Source organism: Mesorhizobium sp. BR1-1-6, assembly GCF_020165355.1.
Lineage (GTDB): Bacteria > Pseudomonadota > Alphaproteobacteria > Rhizobiales > Rhizobiaceae > Mesorhizobium.
Genome location: NZ_JAIUHZ010000012.1, coordinates 121052 through 142233 on the forward strand (window position 1 = coordinate 121052; position 21182 = coordinate 142233).

Consider the following 21182-nt stretch of genomic DNA (forward strand, 5'->3'; position numbering starts at 1 on the left):
CCGATGTGGCGCCCTTCTTGTGTCAGCCCTCCCTTCACACTGCCGGACCTCCCGATGCTCATTGCACAGATCAGCGATTTTCATATCCGACCCGACGGCCAGATGGCCTATGAGGGTCTCCAGACCAACACCATGACTCGTCGCGCCATCGCGACCGTCGCCGCGCTCGATCCGGCGCCCGATTGCGTCCTCGTCACCGGCGATCTCGCCGATTGCGGTCGCCCGGAAGAGTATGCGCTGGTCGCCGACATGCTGTCGGCCCTGCCCATGCCCGTCTTCGTCATTCCTGGCAACCACGACCGGCGTGAGACAATGCGCGAGGTGATGGCGCCGAAATTCCCCTATCTGAGCCAGTCGCCGGATTTCCTGCATTATACGATCGAGGACCTTCCGGTCCGCCTTATCGGGCTGGACACGGTGCAGCCGGGCGAGGACGGTGGTGCGATCTGCGAGCGGCGCGAAGCCTGGCTCGGTGAGCGTCTCGCCGAGGGCGACGGCCGCCCGACCTTCGTCTTCATGCACCATCCGCCCTTTCCCGTCGGCGTGCACGGCATGGACATCATGATGTGCGTCGTCGGCGACGGCTTCCGCGACATGATCAGGTCCCACGCCGAAATTGAGCGGGTGGCCTGCGGGCACTATCACCGGCCCATCACCACGCGCTTTGCCGGCACGGTCGGCTTCGTCGCGCCGGGCGTCGCGCACCAGGTCGCGCTCGATCTTCGTCCGGGCGAGCCCAATCGCTTCATCTTCGAACCGCCGGCTTTCGCCCTGCACGCCTGGTCGCCGCAGACCGGTATCGTTTCGCACGTCGTCCCGATCGGCGATTTTGGCCCCGCCCACGATTTCATCACCGATGTCGACTACCCCGGGAAAAACGAAACATGAGCGACTACCGTCAAATCCTGAAAGACGCCGATGCCGTCGCACGCAAGGCAGCCGCGACGTTGATGTCGATGCGCGAGGAGCGCCTCGACGTCACTCGCAAGGAAGGGCTGGACATTGTCACCGCCGCCGATCTCGCTTCGGAGCGCATTGTCATCGACGGGCTGCGCGCGCTTACGCCGCAAGCTTCCATCCTGTCGGAAGAAGCCGGCACGACGGGAATCTTGGGCGAAAGCCGCTGGATCGTCGACCCGCTCGACGGCACGATAAACTACGCGTCCGGCCTGCCGTGGTTCTCCGTCACCATGGCCTATCAGGAGCAGGGTGCGACGAAGGTCGGCCTGACCGTCGCGCCCGCCGCCGGCTTCGAGGCGCACTACACCTGCGAGGGGATCGCGACCGTCAACGGCAAGACGGCCAATGTGTCGACAACTGCAAGACTGGCCGATGCGGTCATTGCCGTCGTGCTGACGTCGCACTTTTCGGCCGAGGAGGTGGCGCGCACCGCAGAGATCGTGCGGCGGCTCGGCGTCGGCGCGCGCGGCGTGCGCGTTATCGTCTCAGGGGCCTTTGAATATTCGATGGTCGCCGCCGGCCAGCTCGATGCGGCGGTTTCGATCAAGGCCGACGTCGTGTCCTACGCGGCTGCCATGCCGCTGCTACGCGCAGCAGGAGGCAAGGTCACCACGCTTTCAGGTGTCGACTCCACAGACGAGGACACGCAGAAGGTCGGCTCGAACGGGCTCATTCACGACGAACTTCTTGAAGCGCTACGCGGCCTGTGACACCTGGCGCGCAAACCGGAGCGAGCATGCAAGACACATTGATCATATTCGACTGCGACGGCGTGCTGGTCGACAGCGAACCGCTGGCGGCGCTTGCCTACGGGCGGGTCTATTCGAAACACGGCATGGAACTCGACCCGCAGGCGGTCCTGCAATGCGTCGGCATGAAGCAGACCGACATCCTGGAGCGCATCAGGCTCACGACCGGCCATCGTCTTGAGGAGCATCAGACCACGGATTTATGGGACGAGGTGAAAGCGCTCTTCACCGAAAGTCTGCAGCCGATGGCGGGCCTGAAGCCCTTCCTTGAACAGCTGTCCAATCCCCGCTGCGTCGCCTCATCCTCCTCGCTGGAACGGATACATCACAGCCTTTCGGTCACAGGGCTCGCGAGATTCTTCGGCGAGAACATATTCTCATCGTCAATGGTCGCGCGCGGGAAGCCCGCCCCCGACATCTTCCTGTTCGCCGCGGATCAGATGAGCATCGAACCGAAGCACTGCGCGGTTGTCGAGGACTCGCCTTTCGGCGTGCAGGGCGCAGTCGCCGCCGGCATGACGGCGATCGGCTTCATCGGCGGCGGCCACACCTATCCGGGGCATGCCGAGAAACTACGCGTGGCCGGCGCCCGAACCATCTGCGCCGACTGGGACGAAGTCGCGCGCGAACTCGTTTCTCTGGAGTTGATCGCACCCGTCTCCGTGTAGATTTCAGGCCCAGCGAAAGCCGGGCAGCAGATAATCCGGCACCGCCCTTTCCTGCTCAAACACCGTCGAAAGCGCCGCGTCGCCGAATGTAACAGATAGGTAGGATTCCGTAATTGGGGCCGGAACAAGAGCTGTTTCAGAATCTGCTTAAGGTCGAACGGAGAGCGAACACCCGGATGTTCGCTGTGGATGCGCGATTGCCAGCGAACTTTCGAAACTACCTGCCGGTGCCAGAGGTACCGCTCACATGATCATTATCAGGTAGCCGAAGTTGGTCCAAAAGGGGCCGTGCCGTTGACGATCACCGCACCGGCTGAGCCAACGAATCGTCCAATTGCACCGTCGCCGCCACGCCCTGACGAGCGCGAGGCCGCCTTAGATTTCTTTGCTTTCTCTTTTTCACTTGACGCGGTTCTTCGTTTGAAAGCGCACCCGTCACGCAGTCGACCACGTTGAACGCAACAAAGTCCGCTTCCAATTGCTCGGCGAGGCCCGCCGTATCCTCCCTGGGCTTGTCATGGGTGTCGTGCCAGAGCGCGATTCCGATGCGTGCACGCGGTGCGAGTCGCCTCAAGCGCCTCACGACGAACACCGCGTGTTTGAACGAATCGCGGTTGAGGAAGCCCACGACGACTGCGTCGCGAGCTTCAAGCGGAAGTTTCCGGATCCGCGCGGGGAGGAGGTCACGGTGGCTCGCGGCCACGCAATCCGCACCCTCGATCGAAATGACCTGCGCGAGCATCGCAGCGGCCACATCGTCGAGGTCTCCGCGCCCGCCGATACACAGCACTGACTTCCCAGCACCATCCGGGAGGTCAGGCGCAAACTCGGCTTGATCCTCATCCTCTTCGCCCGGATCCGCGCTCGCGCCTTCTTTTTCCGCGTGCTCGTCTTCTTCCTCTTCTTCTTCCTCCGCGGCGATCTCGTTGAGGTTGGCCACCAGGGTGCGGGCGTTTTCGGCAAGGTTCGCCAACTGACTTGCCGTCAGTGCGCCCCGAGCCCGGTCCTGTTCACCAAGCAGCAACGCCGGAATCGCAACCGTGCTGTGGAACTCGATCAGGTATTTCTCCTCGAGCATTTCTTCCGCGTTGTCGGTGGCTTCGTCGATATCGTCGGCAAGAAGCCGCTGGTACAGACGCTCCTTCGGGTCAAGCACCGGCTCATCGCCAAACAGGATCTGCAGGAATTCGAACTGGGGCACGTGCCGTCCAAGCACGACAAGGCAGACGGTCAACGGCGTCGACAGCACCAAGCCGACCGGGCCCCATAGCCAAGCCCAGAAAACGGCGGCTACGATGATCGCCAGCGGCGAGAGGCCCGTGTGCGAGCCGTAAAGCCAGGGCTCGACGATGTTGCTGATTACGAGCTCTGCCAAGATGAAGAGAGCGCCAGTCCATACCAGTAAGCTCCAGCCGGGAGCCACTGCGAAGGCAAGAAACAAAGGTATCACCGCCGCGATAACCGGACCGATAAAGGGCACGAAACGCAAGACAACGGCCAACATGCCCCATAGCAGGGCATTGGGAATGCCAAGAAACCAAAGACCTATCGCAAGGGGCACGCCGTAGACGATGTTCACGACCAATTGCATGAGCAGATATTGTCCGACGCGACTGCCTGCATCCTGCAATGCCTGGGTCGTGCGATGGAGATCGCTGTAGCCCACAAGGCGGATGAATCGATCCCGCAATTCTTCACGCTCGAGCAGCATGAAAATCACCACGATGATGACAAGGCCGGTCGTGGCGAGTGGTCCGATCAGCGGCTCGATGATGTTCCTCAGCGTCTCTATCGGACGCTGGGGCGAGAATATCTGAACCAGAAGCGGATCCTGCTGCTTCGTGGTTTGCTCCACATCTGCCTGCCCGCTGGATTGGGATTTGTTTATCTCAGTGTTGACGCGCTCGAACACCTTGCCGAGCCGGCTGATAAGGCCGTCTTCGGATCCTGTTTCTTTCAAAGTCCGAATCTTCTCGAGGATGTTGGATTGGTATGTCGGAATGTCCTGCGCGACCTGGCTCACCTGCGTGGCAACGATCAGGCTGAACAGCGACACGAGGACGAAGGCCGATGCAACCGCGCCAAGCACAGCGATCATTCGCGGCAGCTTCAACTTTCGGAGCAAAGAAACAATCGGCGCCAACGCAAATGTGAGAAGGACCGCTATTGCCAATGGCAGCAGGACCTCCTTGGCGACGTAAAGAATGGCGACGGTAGCAATCATCGCCACGACGGTTGCCAACTTCGATGTCATAAAAGCAGGGGGCATGATGGGACCTATCTGCAATCTCGCGATTTAGAGGACGGCCATGGCCTAACCGCGCAAAGCGTGCGCTGGTCCATATACTGGCACCTCCTCAGCTTCTGGCCAATGACCTGGTTCGTTACACCGCATGTGTGATGATCTCGAACTTTTGCAGGGCATGTAGCCCAAAGGTGTGGATCATCGGAACATCCGCGGCGTCCCTCGCAGGCCCAAAAGATTTCTTTGGCGGCGTGCTTCCTACCCGGCTGGCAATGACCAAGGTCATCACGCATGGCGTGACCGGCGCGTCCGTATTTCGGCCTGGTGACTGGCCAGCGGAATTCGCTGAACGGATCAGCGCTGCGGTTTTGCCGGGTTACAACACGTTCTCCCGAGCCGACACTTTGAAAGCGGCGGATTGTCGGCCGCAGCCGACGCTACCGTGCATTTTCAGCGAGAGGATCCCGACGAGGGTGCCATCACGCGCTACACGGCGGTTACGCGGAAATCCGTTTAGCGATGATCAAGGGAGTGATTGACGAACTCAAAAGCAGGCACCGAAAACCGGTCGAAGCTCGAGTTTGGAAAAGGGCGGCAAGCCGATCGTCGATGGCGAACTCGACTTGGATGCGCTCTCGATGGGGTCGCCGGTTCGACGGCAGACGGCCGTCATATCGGCTTGCCTGGAATCAAGGAACATGGGGGGGAGTCTTTTGTTCGGGAGTTACAGAACCGGATCGATGGGAGCGACTGAAAATGAGACAAGACATTGTGGCTGGCGCGAACTTCCCCGACTACGTTCTTCCCGACCACACCAAGACACCACGGCGGCTGTCGGACCTGCAGGGCGACCAGCTGATGATCGTGATGCTGACGCGTGGGTTCTTCTGTCCGAAAGACCGGCAGCAAATGCTCGAACTGGTGCGGTTTCACTCGCAATTGGTCGTCGGCTACACACAGCTCGTCACGATCACCACGGACGACCAACAACTACCGCCAGCAGACCTCCGCGCCCTGGCCCTTTCTTTATGACGAGGAACGGCTCGTGCAGAAGGACCTGGACATCAAGGAATACACCGACACCACGCACGACGTGATGATCCCGCACACGATCGTGCTCGGGCGGGACCTCGAAGTCTTCAAGGTCTACAACGGTTACTATTACTGGGGCCGCCCCTCCACCGCCGAATTGCACGCAGAACTGCGCGAACTGGCGCGAAGGACCTATCGCGACTGGGACATCACCGAACCCGAGCTGCGGGAGAAATGGAAGAAAGGCGATAAATCCGACTTCTACCCCTATGGCGGGAATTCCATCTCCATGGACACACTCATGCTCCAGATGGCCGGCGCGGTCGACCAATATGCCGGTCGGGCAAAGAGAAGCTGAACGGAGGAAGCCAGCATCGCTCGCGGCGGTCTTCTCCCAGTCACGCTTTTTGTCCAGCCGCGCTTGGTAAACGAACTTTTTTCCGATCCGGGCCTGCTACTGGATTTCCGCTTCCGCAACAGGGCCATCCTTTTCTATCTCGGAGAGCTTTCGACGCTTTCGCTGCGCGAATTCCTGCGGATTCGCACGTCTTCGTGACGCACATGCATATGGATCACTTCAGCGGTTTCGACCGCCTGCGCAGGCTGTCGCTTTACAGCGCAAGCCCGGAAGTCCACGGTCAAAATTTTATTGAGCAACATCACTTGTTTAGAGGAAAGCCGATGGTACCGTTGGCTGGGATCGAACCAGCGACCTCCGGATCCACAATCCGGCGCTCTAACCAGCTGAGCTACAACGGCACGTCTGCCTGAGCGGGATCGGCGGAACATAGTCCCCTCGAGCGCTCTGTCGTTCGGCGATGCGTCCTTACGGGCTTATGGATTTTAATTCAAGGCTTTTGCAAAGCAAAGGTCACTTGCCCACATGGAAGCGGATCTGCGGACAAGAAAAAGGCCGGCGGGAGGAGGTGCCGGCCTTTTCCTGTTACGAGCCAGCGGGAGGAGGTGCTGGCTGGTCACCCCGGAGGCGGAGGGAGGAGGTTCCGCCGACCGGGTATTCGTTGATGGCTGCCATCATACACACGATCATTTCGAAGAAAATGCGACCTTTTGTTACATCTTCTGATCATGCGCAAATATTAGGCGGCCTTGATGTCCTTCATCGCCTTCTCGAAAACGGTCTTGATCGGCTTGGAGACATCCTCGGCCGCCTTGGAGGCGACGGTCTGGAACTCCTTGGCTTGCTCGACGGTCATTTCGACGCGCTTGCGCAGGAACGCGGTCTGCAGCTCCACGACTTCCGACAGCGATTTGGCGCCGATCAGCGCCTCGAGATGCGAAAAGCCCGCTTCGGCATTGGCGCGCAGTGCGGCAACGGTCTTGAGCGACAGGTCGCTGGAAACGGTCTTGGCGGACTCGTATGTGGATTCCAGGGCCTTCTGGGTCTCCTCGGCGCCAGTCTTGAGCTTGGCGTAAGCCTCCTTCGACTGCTCGACGCCCTTCTCGGCGAAAGCGCGGATCTGGTCGGTGGCCTTGGAAGCGTCAAAGCTCGGGAATTCAACGTTTTCGATGGTCTCGGCAGTCTTGGTCCTGGACATTTTCCATCCTTTTCAGCGGTAGCGGCTTTGACGGAAAGCCGTCTCGTTCATGTATGATGGCAATATAAAGGCAATTTTTGTGCATTGCAATATCTTTGTTGCACTGCACCATAGATTCCGTTTCGGCCGTTAACCAAGAGCCGAAATTCAGGCCTATGCACGTTCTGGCTTGTGGACCTTCGCGCCGCCGGCTTTTATTAACAAAGCGTTAACTGCAAAAATGCCCGCTGCATGAGGATTTCGCCAGCGCATGCCGTCCGAATATTCCTTTCTTGACGTCGCCGTGCTCGACGCGGTCCGCCAGCGCTTCGCCGCCGGCGACGCGATCGCGATCCTGTCGGCGAATCTGGAGCAGGTGATCTGGGCCAATGGACCGGGTGCCGCGGTGTTCGGCTATCCCGACATCGAAAGCATCATCGGCGCCGAGGCACGGCTGCCGCTGATCGCCAGCCGCCAGATCATGGCAACCAGTGGATTTCCCGACATCGGCAGCGACCGCACCATCACGGTCAGGCTGGCGACCGGCATGTCCAGCCGCGCCATCGGCTTCCTTGCAAGCGCTGTGGCGCTGCCCGACGGCGAGAACGCCATCATGCTGGCGGTGCCGGCGGCCCAGACCGGCTCGCGCAGTGCAGCCGAAATCGCCGGCAGGGCCATCAGCGGCTTCACGGAAGATGGCCATTTCATCGCCTTCATCGACGCCAGCGGCAATGTCGAAGCGGCATCGGAGAGCTTTTCGCAGCTCGGCATCGAGCCCGCGACGCTGGCCGCGCTGGTGGCCGACGTCGCGAATGAGGGCGACCGCATCGTCAAGCGGCTGGTTCCGGGCGGCGGCACATCCTATCCGGCGGGCCTCGCCCGGCTGACGCCTGAGCGGCATTTGCTGGTGGTGATCGACGAGAACAGGCTGGACGACGGTGCGCCTGGGCAGGGAACTCCAGCGGCCGAGCGTTCCGAAGAACGTGACCGCTCACAGGCCATCGCCAAGGATATTTCGGAACCGGCAGCGCGAATCGCTGCCGAAGCGGCCGTGCAGGAGGCGGAGGCGGCAGAACCCGGACAACCGGCGACAAGCGGCACGCCGGCACAGCACGACCATTGGTATTTCAATGCCGGCGAGGACGGGAGACATGCGCGCGGCCCAGCCGCGCCGGACGCCGAAGCTGCACCTTCGCCGGCTGCCGCCGAAGGTCCAGCCGAGGACGCGAAGCACGATGCCCAGGCTCCAGTTGTTCCGGCAGCCCCGGCCGCCAGGACCGTGGACCGCACGGCGGCGCCGCTGCGTTTCGTCTGGCGAACCGACGCCGAGGGCAGGTTCAGCGCGCTGTCGCCGGAATTCGCCGACGTCGTCGGCAAGCCGGCAGCGGATGTCATCGGCCGGCGCTTCAGGGACGTCGCGGCGGCCTTCGGGCTGGATGCGTCCGGCGAGATCGCCGGTCTCCTGGAGCGGCGCGACACCTGGTCCGGCCGTTCCGTGCTGTGGCCGGTCGTCGGCACGGACCTGAAGATCCCGGTCGACCTGGCGGCCCTGCCGGTCTATGGCCGCAGCCGTGCCTTCGAGGGCTTCCGCGGTTTCGGCGTCGCCCGCGCCGGCGACGCCGTCATCGATCCGGAAGCGATCGGCATGGCGCTGGTGCCCAACAGCGAGGCCCCCCAGGCGCCGGAACCGGTCGAACCCGCACCCGAGGAGCCGAAGGCCGAGGAGTTGAAGCCATCGGACCCGTTCCGGGGCGAGGTGCCGGCGCTGACCATCGTGCCGAAGCCTGAACGCCGCTTTGCCGACAAGGTGATCCGTCTGGCCGAACATCGCCAGCCGGCTAACGACAAGGGTCTGTCGACCCTGGAACGCAGCGCCTTCCGCGAGATCGGCGAGCGGCTGAAGAAGGAAAGCAGCCCGGCCGAGCCGGAGGCCGAAAGACCGGGTCCGGACGATGCCGGGCAACCGGAGGCGGCAACGCCGGCGGGGCCGTCCGAGAAACCAGCGGACGCCCGCAAAAACCTTGCGCCAAAGGGCGAAGCCGCACCGGCCGAGCCGTCCGAAACCGATGTCGATGCCGAGGATGCAGAGGACCTCGCCCGGCTCGATGGCGAACGGCCGGACAAAACGGCTGATGAGGAGCCCGCCGACACGGTAGCCGGAGTGACGGGTTCGCTGCTCGACTATGCCGAGCGGAGCGAGGAACCAGCGCCGATCGCCGACAACAATGACGAGACCCCGGCTTCCGAACCGGCGGCGGCGCAGACGGAACGGGAGAGCGAAGAGCCCGTCGCGGCGGCAGGCGAACCGACCGTCGCCGGCGCCAACGATGACATTGCCGACGACGAGAGCATGACATCGGCCGATTTTCGCGATGCCGAGGACAGTGAGGACTGGGTCGGGGACGAGGAAGCGTCCGCGTCCGATGAGCAGGCCGCAACCGCCGAGGGGGCCGCCGGCACAAGCGACGCGGTGGAGGCTCCGGTCGAGCGGCCACGCCTCAAAGTGCCTCCGCTCAAGCTCGAAGGGTTCGTGCCGTCGGCCTTTGCGGTCGGAGACGAGAGCAAGGCTCCCGACACCTCGCTCCTGAGCAAGCTGCCCGTGCCGCTGCTCATCCATTCCGGGGATGAACTTCATTACGCCAACGAGGAGTTTCTCGTCCTGACAGGCTATGAGACGCTCGATGAACTGGCGGATGCCGGCGGGCTGGGCGCGCTGTTTGCCGATCCCTATGGCCATGATGGCGCCGCCGAGGGCGCCGACCGGGCGTTGCGGCTGAAGACGCATGGCGGGCAGGAATTTCCAATCGAGGCTATCCTGCGCTCGGTGCCGTGGCGCGACGGCAAGGCGCTGATGCTGGTGGTGCGCCGTTCGGGCGAGGATGAGGCACCGGCGGCACTGCATGCGGCCGGCGACGAGCAGACGCAGCCCGATATTTCCGAGCTCAAGGCGCGCATCGCCGAGATGCGCACCATCATCGATACCGCCACCGACGGAGTCGTGCTGATCGGCCGTGACGGCGCGATCCGTTCCATAAGCCGTCCAGCCGAGGCGCTGTTCGGCTTCGATAGCGACGACGTGACCGGCAAGCCGTTCGCCTCGCTGTTCGCCATCGAAAGCCAGCGCGCGGCGCGCGATTATCTCGACGGCCTGTCCGAGCCCGGCGTGGCGAGCGTCCTGAACGACGGCCGCGAAGTCATCGGCCGCGAGGCGCAGGGCCGCTTCATTCCGCTGTTCATGACCATCGGCCGGCTGCCCAACGACAGCGGGTTTTGCGCGGTGGTGCGCGACATCACGCAGTGGAAGAGGGCCGAGGAGGACCTGACCCAGGCGCGTGCGGTGGCCGAGCGCGCCTCCTCGCAGAAGACGGATTTCCTCGCCCGCATCAGCCACGAGATCCGCACGCCGCTCAATGCCATCATCGGCTTTTCCGAACTGATGGTGGACGAGAAATTCGGGCCGGTGGCCAATGACCGCTACCGCGATTACCTGCGCGATATCAACCGATCGGGCAATCATGTGCTCGATCTCGTCAACGACCTTCTCGATATCTCCAAGATCGAGGCCGGCCAGCAGGAAATGGCCTATGAAGCGGTGTCGCTCAACGACACACTGGCCGAGACGGTGGCGATGATGCAGCCGCAGGCCAACCGCGAGCGCGTCATCATTCGCTCCAGCTTCGCGTCGCGACTGCCGGAAGTGGTGGCGGACCTGCGCAGCGTGCGCCAGATTGCCCTCAACATCCTGTCGAACGCCATCCGTTATACCCAGGCCGGCGGCCAGGTGATCGTCTCGACCGCCTATGAGACCTCGGGCGATGTCGTCATGCGCGTGCGCGACACCGGCATCGGTATGAGCCAAGCCGAGATCGAGCAGGCGTTGAAGCCGTTCAAACAGATCAATGCATTGAAACGGGGGCGCGGCGACGGCACCGGTCTCGGCCTGCCGTTGACCAAGGCGATGGTTGAAGCGAACCGCGCCCGTTTTATCATCACCTCGACGCCCGGCGAAGGAACCCTGGTCGAGATCGCGTTCCCGTCGACGCGCGTGCTTGCGGAATAGGCAAGCTCCCGTCCATCCAGCCGCCTGGAAAAGAAAAGGCGCCCAACAGGACGCCTTGAAAGATGGGATTTGCTGTCACAACGGGGGCTTGAGCGAATTCAGATCCTCCGGGGGCTGAGGAACGGGATTTCTCCCTCAAGTTACGTGCGACTATCGACGCCGGGCCTTAACAAGTCCTTACCAGGTCCCGAAAAAATTTACGAATGTGTACCACTGGTGAAATCTAGGTAAATTCGCGCGGCAGATTTGATTAACCATGCCGGGCGGGGCGGTCACTCGGCCAATTGCGGCAGGTTTCTGAACAGCTCGAGCGCCTCGGGATTGGCGAGCGCCTCCTTGTTCTTGATGGCGCGGCCATGCACGACGTCGCGCACCGCAAGCTCGGTGATCTTGCCCGATTTGGTGCGAGGAATGTCTGACACGGCGATGATCCTGGCCGGCACGTGGCGCGGGCTGGCGCCGGCGCGGATTTTCGCCCGGATGCGCTTCTCCAGATCCTCGTCGAGCTGAACGCCGGCGGCCAGCCGCACGAACAGCACCACGCGCACGTCATTGTCGAAATCCTGACCGATACAGAGCGCCTCCAGGATTTCCGGCATCTGCTCGACCTGATTGTAGATCTCCGCCGTGCCGATGCGCACACCACCCGGATTGAGCGTCGCGTCGGAGCGGCCATGGATGATCATGCCGCCATGAGCGGTCCACTCGGCGAAGTCGCCATGGCACCAGACATTGTCGAAGCGCTCGAAATAGGCAGCCCGGTATTTCTTGCCCTCGGGGTCGTTCCAGAAGCCGATCGGCATTGCCGGGAACGCCTTGGTGCAGACCAGTTCGCCTTTCTCCTGCCTGACCGGCTTGCCGTCGTCGTCCCAGACGTCGACAGCAAGGCCGAGGCCTGGTCCCTGGATCTCGCCGGTCCATACCGGTTCAGTCGGGACGCCGAGGACGAAGCAGGAAACGATGTCGGTGCCGCCGGAGACCGATGCCAGATGCACATTCTTCTTGATCCCGTCGTAGACGAAGCGGAAATCCTCGGGCGACAGCGGCGAGCCCGTCGAGGAGATGGCGCGCACGGTTGACAGATCATGGCTTTGGATCGGCTTGAGGCCGGCCTTGCGTACCGAATCGATGAATTTCGCCGAGGTGCCGAAGAAGGTCATCTTCTCGGCGTCGGCGAAGTCGAACAGCGCATTGCCGTTGGGGTAGAAGGGCGAGCCGTCATAGAGCAGCAGCGTCGCGCCCGAAGCGAGGCCCGACACCAGCCAGTTCCACATCATCCAGCCGCAGGTGGTGAAGTAGAAGAAGCGGTCGCCGTCGAGCAGGCCTGCGTGCAGGCGATGTTCCTTGAGGTGCTGGATCAGCGTTCCGCCGGCCGAATGGACGATGCATTTGGGAATACCGGTCGTTCCGGACGAGAACAGGATGTAAAGCGGATGCGCGAACGGCAGCCGCTCGAAGGTGACCTGCCTGACCGCGAAGGGCGACAGCGCCTCTTCCATCGCCACGGCCTTATCGATCGTATCAGCGACATCGGCCGAGGTGCCGAGATAGTCAACGACCACCACCTTGCGGACAGTGTCCAGCTTTGCGGCCACCGCGGCGATCTTGTCGGCGACCTCGATCGCCTTGCCGTTGTACCAGTAACCATCGGGAACGATGAAGACGACGGGTTCGATCTGCCCGAACCGGTCGAGAACGCCCTGCTCGCCGAAATCCGGTGAGCAGGACGACCACACCGCGCCGATAGAGGCGGTCGCGAGCATGGCGGCGACCGTTTCCGGCATGTTGGGCATCATCGCAGCGATACGATCGCCCTTCTTGACCTTGAGCGACAGGAAGAGCTGCTGGAAGCACGAGGTGAGCGCATGCAATTCGTTCCAGGACAGCCGGCGCTCGACCTTGTCCTCGCCGCGAAACACGATCGCCTCTCCTGCTCCGGTCTTCTTCAGGAGGTTCTCGGCGAAATTCACCATCGCGTCGGGAAAGAAGGCCGCTCCCGGCATCTTCTCGCCAGCGACGAGCACACGCTCGCTTTCGGCGCTGCCCTTGTCGCCGACGATGCCGCAAAAATCCCAGACCAGGCTCCAGAACGCTTCGCGGTCCGCCACCGACCAACGGTGAAGGTCGGCATAGGAAGTCACGGATATGCCGCTTTTTGCAGCGGCGGCCTTCATGAAGGCGGTCAGCGGCGCAGCGTCAATCTGGTCCTGCGTCGGGGTCCAGAGTGGTACTTCGGCAGCCATGATGGGTCCTCCCAGGATCGCCACCGCTTATGCATATTGCGCCGCAGCAGAGCAAGATTTTGTTCGGCCGAGGCGTCCAGATGTGCGCAAATGCCATCGCCGGGCCATAAAGACTTGAAATGCCTCGACCCTAAGTCGTAGTGACGACTAGAAGTCGTAGTGACGACTGGAAGTCGTGGTGACGACCGGGTTTACACCCGCCGGACGATTTTTGTCGGAACGAAAGCATACGGGGCGATATGCCATCATCTTTGATCCGACGCGGAACATGGGCGATCGGCGCTGCCGTGATCGTCATCGCGCTGGTGGTCGCCGCCCTGCCGCTGATCGCTTCGACGCGTATCGTGCGCGATCGTATCGCCTGGGAATTGAGTGCCTGGAGCGGTTTCCGGGTTGCCATCGAAGGCTCGCCGCGCATCGAGGTCTGGCCGAACTTCCGGGCGATCCTGACGGATGTGACGCTTTCGAAGTGGACCGACGTCGACGCACCGCCGGTCGTCGAGGCCGAACGGGTCGAGGTCGACCTCTCGGCCATGGCGGCGCTGCGCGGCGACGTGGTGTTTTCCACGGCGCGGCTGGTGCGGCCGACGATCAGGGTCCAGCGCACGGCGAGCGGCCTGTTCCTGCCCACCGCTCCGACCGGCGGCCGCATCGCACGCGCCATCGACGTGGCGCGCGGCGTGGTCGGTGCGGACCCCGCCAAACCCGATCTTGACAAGCTACCGGCCGACACTTTCGGCACGGTGGAGTTCAGGGACGGCCGCATGGTGGCGTCCGTCAACGGCAAGGACGAAGAGGTGCTGAGTAGCCTGAGCGGCCAGGCGACATGGGCGGCGATGAACAGCAATGCGACGCTCTCGGCGACCGGCATCTGGCGCGGCGAAAGCGTCGCCGTGGATGCCGCATCGCCGAAGCCGCTGGTGTTGTTTGCCGGCGGCATGGCGCCGCTCACCCTGTCGTTCAAGGCGGCGCCCGCCACCTTCTCCTTCGACGGCACGGCCAGCATGTCCGAAAACGCCTATTTCGACGGCCAGGCCAAGTTTTCAGCGCCCTCGTTGCGGCGTGTGCTCGAATGGTCGCAGGCCGATATCGCGCCGGGCGCCGCGATCGGCTCCGTCAGCATCTCGAGCAAGGTGACCGCGACGGCGGGGCGCGTCAAATTCGAGAACACCGCACTCTCCCTCGACAATAACCCAGGCATGGGTGCGCTGGACCTGTCGCTTGGCGACGCACAGCCGGTGATCTCCGGCACGCTCGCCTTCGACACGCTCGATCTGAGGTCGTTCCTGTCCGCCTTCACGCCGCTCGGGCCGGCAAGCGGGGCAGGTCCAAGCGAAGTCGACACGAATTTCGCCGACCGGGTCAATCTCGACCTCAGGCTGTCGGCGGCGCACGCCACGGCAGGCTCCATCCAGCTTGCCGACGTCGCCGCCACGGCGCAGGTCAAGGATGGCCTGTCCGTTTTCGACATTTCCGATGCCTCGGCCTTTGGCGGCAACATCCAGAGCAGCCTTCGCTTCGACCGCAAGCCCGAGGGCAGCCAGGTCGAGATCCGGCTGCTGGCTTCCGATATCGATGGCGGCGCTTTCGGCACGGCGGCCGGGATGACGCGGCTGGTGCCGGTCGGCACGGGGACCGTGTCCGTCATCCTCAAAGGGCCCGGCAGGACCTGGGACTCGATCTTCGAAACCGCCGACGGCTCGGTTTCGGCGACCTTCGGGCCAGGCGCGCTCAGCAAATTCAACCTGCCGGCCTTTCTCAAGCATACCGAACAGGGCGGCTTCTTCGCACTTGACGACGTCTCGGACGGGACACTGCCGATCGATGGCGCCGAACTGAAGGCCACCATCTCGAAAGGCGTGGCGAGGCTGGACAAGGCCGAAGCCAATTCGGCGAAGTACAAGATCTGGCTTTCCGGCATCGCCTCCTATGCCGGACGGGGGCTGGCGCTGTCAGGCGGTGTCATCCAGCCGGACCAGGTCGCCACGCAGGCAAACGGCCAACAAGGCCCCAAGCAATCGTCCTTCTTCGTTGGGGGGACATGGAGCACGCCGTTCATTTCGCCGATCAACCGCGGCGTGTCGGGCGAATAAGCAGCCTTTCGGCCTCGTTGTTCAAGCATGATCTCTGGACAAACGGAACCGTTTGTCCGCGAAAACCGGTTCCCACTTTTCGGGATCATGCTCAGCCTATTCGGGCATGATCTCGCCCGAAAACCGGTGCCCACTTTTCGGGATCATGCTCAGCCGCGTTGGGCGGCCTGCTCGTCGCGCTGGCGCTGGACCTCGCGACGCTTATTGGCAAGCGAAGCGACGATGACGCCGACCGCGACGACCGCGATCAGAATGGTGCAGGCGGCGTTGATCTCCGGCGTCACGCCGAGACGAACCTGGCTGTAGATCTTCATCGGCAGCGTGGTCGCACCCGGCCCCGAGGTGAAGCTGGCGATGACCAGATCATCGAGCGAGAGCGTGAAGGCAAGCATCCACCCCGACACGATCGCGGGCAGGATGACGGGCAGCGTGATCTGGAAGAATGTCTTGACCGGCGGCGCGCCGAGATCCATCGCCGCCTCCTCGAGCGAGCGGTCGAAAGATACGAGGCGCGACTGCACGACGACGGCGACGAAGCACATCGTCAAGGTGGTGTGTGCGAGTGTGACGGTGAGGAAGCCCCGGTCGAGGCCGACAGCGACGAAGAGCAGCAACAGCGACAGGCCGGTGATGACTTCGGGCATGACCAAAGGCGCGAACACCATGCCGGAGAACAGTACCCTGCCCCGGAAACGCGTGTAGCGTGTCAGCGTCAGCGCCGCCAACGTGCCGAGCACGGTCGCCGCCGTGGCCGAAATGACGCCGACGCGCGCCGTCACCCAGGTGGCGTCCATGAGGCCCTGATTGTGGAACAGCGACACGTACCATTTGGTCGAAAAGCCGCCCCAGACGGTGACCAGCTTGGATTCGTTGAAGGAGAACACGATGAGCAGCACGATCGGCAGATAGAGGAAGGCGAAACCGAGCACGATCGAGGTGATGTTGAAGCGGCTCCAGCTGCTGTTCATTTGTCCTGCTCCTGCGCCTTCGCCTGGGCCTGCTGGAAGATCATGATCGGGACCGTCAGCAACAGCAGCAGGATGACCGCAACGGCTGAAGAGACCGGCCAGTCGCGATTGGCGAAGAACTCGTTCCACAACGTCTTGCCGATCATCAGCGTCTGCGAACCGCCAAGCAGATCGGGAATAACGAATTCGCCGACCGCCGGAATGAACACCAGCAGGCAGCCGGCGATGACGCCGGGCAATGACAGCGGGAACGTGATCTTCCAGAATGCACTGGTCGGCGGACAACCAAGGTCCTTGGCCGCCTCGATCAGCGAATAATCCATTTTTTCCAGCGACGAATAGAGCGGCAGCACCATGAACGGCAGGTAGGAGTAGACGATGCCGATGAAAATCGCCGTATAGGTGTTGAGGATGACCAGCGGCTGGTTGATCAGATGCAGCGACAGAAGCAACTGATTGAGCAGCCCCTCGGGCTTCAGGATGCCGATCCAGGCATAGACCCGGATCAGGAACGAGGTCCAGAACGGCAGGATGACCAGCATCAGCAAGGTCGGGCGGATCGTCGCCGGCGCGCGGGCCATGCCGTAGGCTATGGGATAGCCGACGATCAGCGTCAGCACGGTCGAGATCGCCGCGATGATCAAGCTGGTGACATAGGCGTTGAAGTAGAGCGCGTCCTGCGTCAGCCAGGCATAGTTGTCGAAGTTGAGATCGCGAAAGCCCGCGAAGAAGCCGGAGACGCCATCGCTGAAATCAAGCACCGGCGTATAGGGCGGCATGGCGATCGCCGTCTGCGACAACGAGATCTTGAAGACGATGATGAAGGGGACGAGGAAGAAGAACAGCAGCCAGAGATAGGGAATGAAGATGACGAGACGGTTGACGAAGCCGGCGCCCAGCCGCGCCAGCAACGGTTTTGCCGCGGCCGGTAGGGCGGCGTCGGTGGCGGCGATATCGGACATGTCAGCCCCCTACCGCGTCAGTACGACGCCGGCATCCGGCCGAAAAGAGACCCAGGCGCGGTCGTTCCAGGTCAGCGGGTCCTCGGTGATGCGCGCCGCGTTCAAGGCGCTTGCCCGCACGAGTTGCCCGTCGTCCAGCCGGACGTGATAGACGGTCATGTCGCCGAGATAGGCGATGTCGTAAACCTCGCCCTCCAGCGCATTGACGCCATCGGCCGGCTTCTTGGACGACACCTTGATCTTCTCCGGCCTGATCGCGAAGACGATATCGGCGCCCGCGGCGGCGGCATTGCCGGCATTCTCGACGAGGATCTGGGCGCCGGTCGCTCCGGTGATGCGCGCCGTCTTGTCCGTCCGTTCGGCAACCTTGCCCTCGAACATGTTCACGTTGCCGACGAAATGCGCGACGAAGCGCGACGCCGGGGCCTCGTAGACTTCCGCCGGCGTCGCGACCTGCATGACCTCGCCCTTGTCCATGATGGCGATGCGGTCGGCCATGGTCATGGCCTCTTCCTGGTCGTGGGTGACGACGACGAAGGTGAGGCCGAGTTCCTGCTGAAGGTCCATCAGTTCGAATTGCGTCTCCTCGCGCAGCTTCTTGTCGAGCGCGCCGAGCGGTTCGTCGAGCAGCAGCACCTTCGGCCGCTTGGCGACCGAACGGGCGAGCGCGACACGCTGGCGCTGGCCGCCGGAGAGCTGGTGCGGCTTGCGCTTGGCGAACTGCTCGAGCTTGACCAGCTTGAGCATCTCGGCGACGCGCTTTTCGACGTCTGGCTTGGCCATCCCTTCCTGCTTGAGGCCGAAGGCGATGTTGTTCTCCACAGTCATATGCGGAAACAGGGCATAGGACTGGAACATCATGTTGACCGGCCGGCGATAAGGCGGGATGCCGCGCAGATCCTGGCCGTCGAGCAGGATGCGGCCGGCCGTCGGCTCCTCGAAGCCGGCGAGCATCCTGAGCAGCGTCGATTTTCCGCAACCGGAGGCGCCGAGCAGGGCGAAGAACTCGCGCTCGAATATGGTCAGCGAGAGATTGTTGACGGCGGTGAAGTCGCCGAACTTCTTGGAGACGTTGTCGAACTGAATGTATGGCTTGGCGTTCGGATCGTTCCAAGGCGCGAAATCCCTGCGGATGCTGCCAAGCGATTTCATGTGCCACTCCGCTGCTGTTTTGCCCCATCGAAAAGAAGGAGACCCGGCAGGGTGACTGCCGGGCCTCCTCGGACTGACTACTGACCGGTGACGATTTTGGTCCAGGTGCGCGTAATGACGCGCTGGGTCTTGGGATCGTAGGGCGAGATCGTAAAGAGCTTCTGCAAGGTCGCGGCGTCCGGGTAGACAGCGGGATCCTCCAGAAGCGCCTTGTCTACGAATTGTTGGGAAGCCTTGTTGCCGTTGGCATAGAGCACGGCGTTCGACGATTTGGCGATCACCTCCGGCTTCATCATATAGTTCAGGAACTCATGCGCCTCGGCGACATGCGGCGCATCGGCAGGGATTGCCATCTGGTCGAACCACATTTCGGCGCCTTCCTTCGGCACGGCGTAGCCGATCTCGACGCCCTGCTTGGCCTCCTCGGCGCGGTTGCGCGCCTGGAATACGTCGCCCGACCAGCCAACCGCCAGGCAGATATCGCCATTGGCCAGAGCGTTGATGTATTCGGAGGAATGGAACTTCCTGATGTAGGGCCTGATCTTCATCATCAATTCCTCGGCCTTGGCAAAATCGTCCGGCGACGTGGTCTCAGGATTGATGCCGAGATATTTGAAGGCGGTGGGGAAGATGTCGGTCGGCGAATCCAGGACATAGACGCCGCAATCCTTCAGTTTGGCCAGCTTTTCCGGATTGAAGAACACGTCCCAGCTGTCGATCTTGTCGGTGCCGAGCGCTGCCTGCACCTTCTTGATGTTGTAGCCGAGACCGACCGTGCCCCACATGTAATTGATCGAATATTCATTGCCGGGATCGTATTTGGCGGTCCGTTCCGAAACCGTGTCCCACATGTTGGAGAGGTTCGGCAGTTTCGACTTGTCGAGCTTCTGGAACACGCCGGCCTGGATCTGGCGGGCAAGAAAATTGCCGCTCGGCACGACGACGTCATAGCCGCTGCCGCCGGCAAGCAATTTGGTTTCCAGGATCTCATTGGAATCGAACGTGTCGTAGACCACCTTGATGCCGGTCTGCTTGGTGAAATCGTCGATGACCGTGGGGTCTATATAGTCCGACCAGTTGAAGACATTGACGACGCGGTCCTCGGCGTGGCCGCCGAGCGTAAAGAGCGCCAGAAATGCCGAAGTCGCCGAAAGCCAGAGCGCTTTGCGGATCATGCTATTCTCCTTTGGTGAGTGTTCCATCGCCGGCGCGTCGCGGTATCCGCGCGGCCGGGCATTTGCTTCAGACTATTGAGCTTTCCAGGAGGCGACAAGCGCCAATTGCCGCGCCGCCGGCTGTCGCAAGCGATGCTCGCGCGCCACTGTCCTGGGCTGGAAGGAGTCGCCGCATCGTCAGAAGCTTTCGCCGCGCAGGCAGAAATACTGGGATGTGATCCGGTCTCGATCGGGTCGCCGGGGAGACTTGGCAAGATAAGCCTGTCTTGTTGTTGCCGTGGTCCCAGCCTGCCCGCGCGGCAGCGAACTTGTCAATGGCAAAGCTAGGGCGCCGCATCAATTCGGCGACGGCACGCCGGTGACCCCTGCCCTGACTGGCCGCGTCTGTCGCTTGAACTCCAGTCCGATATGGACGAGCAGCGCCGTGACCACCACCGCGCCGCCGACGATGGTGCGGCCCGACGGCACCTCGGAGTGGATCAGCCAAACCCATATCGGCCCGAGGATCGGCTCGAACGTACCCAACAGCGCGGCGACGGCGGCCGGGATCAGCCTCGCGCCGGTGGCGAAGAAAGCGAGGCCAAGGCCCAGATTAACCACCCCGAACACGAAGAGAAAACCCATGTCGATGCCCGATACGGCGAAGGTCGAAGCCTGCGAGGCGGCAAAACCCGCCGCCAGGATCGTGCCGAGGCAGGTCGCCGGCGTCATGCGCACGCTGGAAAAGCGCCGGGTGATGACCGTGGCGATCGAGAACATGACGGCGATCAGCAGCGCCAGCCCGTCGCCCATGGGCGAAACGGCGCCATCGAGCGATTCCGACACCATGATGGCGACACCGGCGATGACGGCGGCAATCGCCAGCCAGGTCGCGACCGCCACTCTTTCGCGAAAGAGCGCCCAGGCAAACAGCGCCGCAAGCAGCGGCACGCCGGCCTGCATCAACAGGATGTTGGCGACGGTGGTGTAGGCAAGCGCCACGACAAAAGAGGTCGACGCGGTGGCGAAGCAGAAGCCCACGGCAAGGCCAGGCAGGCCCATGCCGCGAAACGACCTCAGCATGCCGCGCCAGCCGTCACGCCAGACCATGAAGCAGAGCAGGAAGGCGGCCGCCCACACGGAACGCCAGAACACCACCGTCCAGCTGTCGCCGGCGGTGATGAAGCGGGCGATCGTGCCGCCGAAACTCCACATCAATGCCGACAGGAACACGAGCAGGAAGCCGATGCGCTCCTCCCGCTGCGGGACGGTCGATGAACGAGCGATCGGCGATGATGCTGTGTCGGTCATGGGTACGACTGTCGATGTTTGAGAACGGCACAATGCGCAAGGGACGACAA

The 21182-nt window shown here is 62.6% G+C and carries 16 protein-coding genes and 1 tRNA gene; 8 read left to right on the top strand and 9 right to left on the bottom strand.

Going from position 1 to position 21182, the window contains the following annotated elements:
- Window positions 1-54 precede the first annotated feature (54 nt).
- Genes LB545_RS21430 through LB545_RS21440 form a run of 3 tightly spaced genes read left to right on the top strand, consistent with a single transcriptional unit; the run spans window position 55 to window position 2377 of the window.
- Entirely contained in the window at window positions 55-888 is an 834-nt protein-coding gene (locus LB545_RS21430) for a phosphodiesterase (protein WP_140498512.1), read from the top strand.
- On the top strand, window positions 885-1670 hold the full coding sequence (locus LB545_RS21435) for an inositol monophosphatase family protein (protein WP_140561359.1): 786 nt from the start codon (window positions 885-887) through the stop codon (window positions 1668-1670). The genes LB545_RS21430 and LB545_RS21435 overlap by 4 nt, the downstream gene beginning before the upstream one ends.
- Before the next feature lie 26 nt (window positions 1671-1696).
- Window positions 1697-2377 (top strand): HAD family hydrolase, encoded by a 681-nt coding sequence (locus LB545_RS21440; RefSeq protein WP_140567202.1) that lies wholly within the window; start codon window positions 1697-1699, stop codon window positions 2375-2377.
- A gap of 301 nt (window positions 2378-2678) precedes the next feature.
- On the opposite strand, the gene LB545_RS21445 is transcribed toward LB545_RS21440, so the two are convergent.
- On the bottom strand, window positions 2679-4646 hold the full coding sequence (locus LB545_RS21445) for an AI-2E family transporter (RefSeq protein ID WP_140658111.1): 1968 nt from the start codon (window positions 4644-4646) through the stop codon (window positions 2679-2681).
- Between the two features lie 131 nt (window positions 4647-4777).
- Here LB545_RS21445 and LB545_RS31215 point away from each other — a divergent pair, with 131 nt between their 5' ends.
- The 3 genes from LB545_RS31215 (at window position 4778) to LB545_RS31060 (ending at window position 6012) form a co-directional block, all read left to right on the top strand.
- Window positions 4778-5161: a DUF3182 family protein gene (locus LB545_RS31215; protein ID WP_140567200.1), complete on the top strand. Its 384-nt coding sequence runs from the start codon at window positions 4778-4780 to the stop codon at window positions 5159-5161.
- Between the two features lie 217 nt (window positions 5162-5378).
- Entirely contained in the window at window positions 5379-5654 is a 276-nt protein-coding gene (locus LB545_RS31055) for a redoxin domain-containing protein (protein ID WP_318012554.1), read from the top strand.
- A gap of 13 nt (window positions 5655-5667) precedes the next feature.
- Complete coding sequence (locus tag LB545_RS31060; protein ID WP_318012555.1) at window positions 5668-6012, top strand: hypothetical protein; 345 nt, start codon at window positions 5668-5670, stop codon at window positions 6010-6012.
- A 324-nt stretch (window positions 6013-6336) separates the two neighbouring features.
- On the opposite strand, the gene LB545_RS21460 is transcribed toward LB545_RS31060, so the two are convergent.
- Window positions 6337-6413 (bottom strand) — tRNA-His (locus LB545_RS21460).
- A 338-nt stretch (window positions 6414-6751) separates the two neighbouring features.
- Window positions 6752-7210 (bottom strand): phasin, encoded by a 459-nt coding sequence (locus LB545_RS21465; protein ID WP_140498518.1) that lies wholly within the window; start codon window positions 7208-7210, stop codon window positions 6752-6754.
- Between the two features lie 250 nt (window positions 7211-7460).
- Between LB545_RS21465 and LB545_RS21470 the strand changes: the two genes are divergently transcribed.
- Window positions 7461-11249: a histidine kinase dimerization/phospho-acceptor domain-containing protein gene (locus tag LB545_RS21470; RefSeq protein ID WP_224705803.1), complete on the top strand. Its 3789-nt coding sequence runs from the start codon at window positions 7461-7463 to the stop codon at window positions 11247-11249.
- A gap of 272 nt (window positions 11250-11521) precedes the next feature.
- On the opposite strand, the gene LB545_RS21475 is transcribed toward LB545_RS21470, so the two are convergent.
- Entirely contained in the window at window positions 11522-13492 is a 1971-nt protein-coding gene (locus tag LB545_RS21475; protein WP_224705804.1) for an acetoacetate--CoA ligase, read from the bottom strand.
- Between the two features lie 239 nt (window positions 13493-13731).
- On the opposite strand from LB545_RS21475, the gene LB545_RS21480 reads away from it, so the two are divergent.
- Window positions 13732-15585, top strand: coding sequence for an AsmA-like C-terminal region-containing protein (locus tag LB545_RS21480; protein ID WP_140498521.1), 1854 nt, complete (start codon window positions 13732-13734; stop codon window positions 15583-15585).
- Between the two features lie 149 nt (window positions 15586-15734).
- Here LB545_RS21480 and LB545_RS21485 read toward each other — a convergent pair whose 3' ends face one another.
- The 5 genes from LB545_RS21485 to LB545_RS21505 all read right to left on the bottom strand — a co-directional run bounded on the left by LB545_RS21485 (window position 15735) and on the right by LB545_RS21505 (window position 21132).
- Window positions 15735-16553, bottom strand: coding sequence for an ABC transporter permease subunit (locus tag LB545_RS21485; protein ID WP_140513402.1), 819 nt, complete (start codon window positions 16551-16553; stop codon window positions 15735-15737).
- Complete coding sequence (locus tag LB545_RS21490) at window positions 16550-17515, bottom strand: ABC transporter permease subunit (RefSeq protein ID WP_140498523.1); 966 nt, start codon at window positions 17513-17515, stop codon at window positions 16550-16552. The genes LB545_RS21485 and LB545_RS21490 overlap by 4 nt, the downstream gene beginning before the upstream one ends.
- Window positions 17516-17524: 9 nt before the next feature.
- Entirely contained in the window at window positions 17525-18667 is a 1143-nt protein-coding gene (locus LB545_RS21495; RefSeq protein ID WP_140513400.1) for an ABC transporter ATP-binding protein, read from the bottom strand.
- Window positions 18668-18744: 77 nt separating this feature from the next.
- Window positions 18745-19842: a polyamine ABC transporter substrate-binding protein gene (locus tag LB545_RS21500; protein ID WP_140513398.1), complete on the bottom strand. Its 1098-nt coding sequence runs from the start codon at window positions 19840-19842 to the stop codon at window positions 18745-18747.
- A 336-nt stretch (window positions 19843-20178) separates the two neighbouring features.
- Window positions 20179-21132, bottom strand: a complete 954-nt coding sequence (locus LB545_RS21505) for a DMT family transporter (RefSeq protein ID WP_140525264.1) — start codon at window positions 21130-21132, stop codon at window positions 20179-20181.
- Window positions 21133-21182 lie beyond the last annotated feature (50 nt).

Coding starts and splice junctions, on each gene's coding strand:
- LB545_RS21480 (WP_140498521.1), top strand. CDS start 13,732: ATGCCATCATCTTTGATCCGACGCGGAACATGGGCGATCGGCGCTGCC.
- LB545_RS31055 (WP_318012554.1), top strand. CDS start 5,379: ATGAGACAAGACATTGTGGCTGGCGCGAACTTCCCCGACTACGTTCTT.
- LB545_RS21495 (WP_140513400.1), bottom strand. CDS start 18,667: ATGAAATCGCTTGGCAGCATCCGCAGGGATTTCGCGCCTTGGAACGAT.
- LB545_RS21470 (WP_224705803.1), top strand. CDS start 7,461: ATGCCGTCCGAATATTCCTTTCTTGACGTCGCCGTGCTCGACGCGGTC.
- LB545_RS21445 (WP_140658111.1), bottom strand. CDS start 4,646: ATGCCCCCTGCTTTTATGACATCGAAGTTGGCAACCGTCGTGGCGATG.
- LB545_RS21435 (WP_140561359.1), top strand. CDS start 885: ATGAGCGACTACCGTCAAATCCTGAAAGACGCCGATGCCGTCGCACGC.
- LB545_RS21490 (WP_140498523.1), bottom strand. CDS start 17,515: ATGTCCGATATCGCCGCCACCGACGCCGCCCTACCGGCCGCGGCAAAA.
- LB545_RS31215 (WP_140567200.1), top strand. CDS start 4,778: ATGATCTCGAACTTTTGCAGGGCATGTAGCCCAAAGGTGTGGATCATC.
- LB545_RS21430 (WP_140498512.1), top strand. CDS start 55: ATGCTCATTGCACAGATCAGCGATTTTCATATCCGACCCGACGGCCAG.
- LB545_RS21505 (WP_140525264.1), bottom strand. CDS start 21,132: ATGACCGACACAGCATCATCGCCGATCGCTCGTTCATCGACCGTCCCG.
- LB545_RS21475 (WP_224705804.1), bottom strand. CDS start 13,492: ATGGCTGCCGAAGTACCACTCTGGACCCCGACGCAGGACCAGATTGAC.
- LB545_RS21500 (WP_140513398.1), bottom strand. CDS start 19,842: ATGATCCGCAAAGCGCTCTGGCTTTCGGCGACTTCGGCATTTCTGGCG.
- LB545_RS21440 (WP_140567202.1), top strand. CDS start 1,697: ATGCAAGACACATTGATCATATTCGACTGCGACGGCGTGCTGGTCGAC.
- LB545_RS21465 (WP_140498518.1), bottom strand. CDS start 7,210: ATGTCCAGGACCAAGACTGCCGAGACCATCGAAAACGTTGAATTCCCG.
- LB545_RS21485 (WP_140513402.1), bottom strand. CDS start 16,553: ATGAACAGCAGCTGGAGCCGCTTCAACATCACCTCGATCGTGCTCGGT.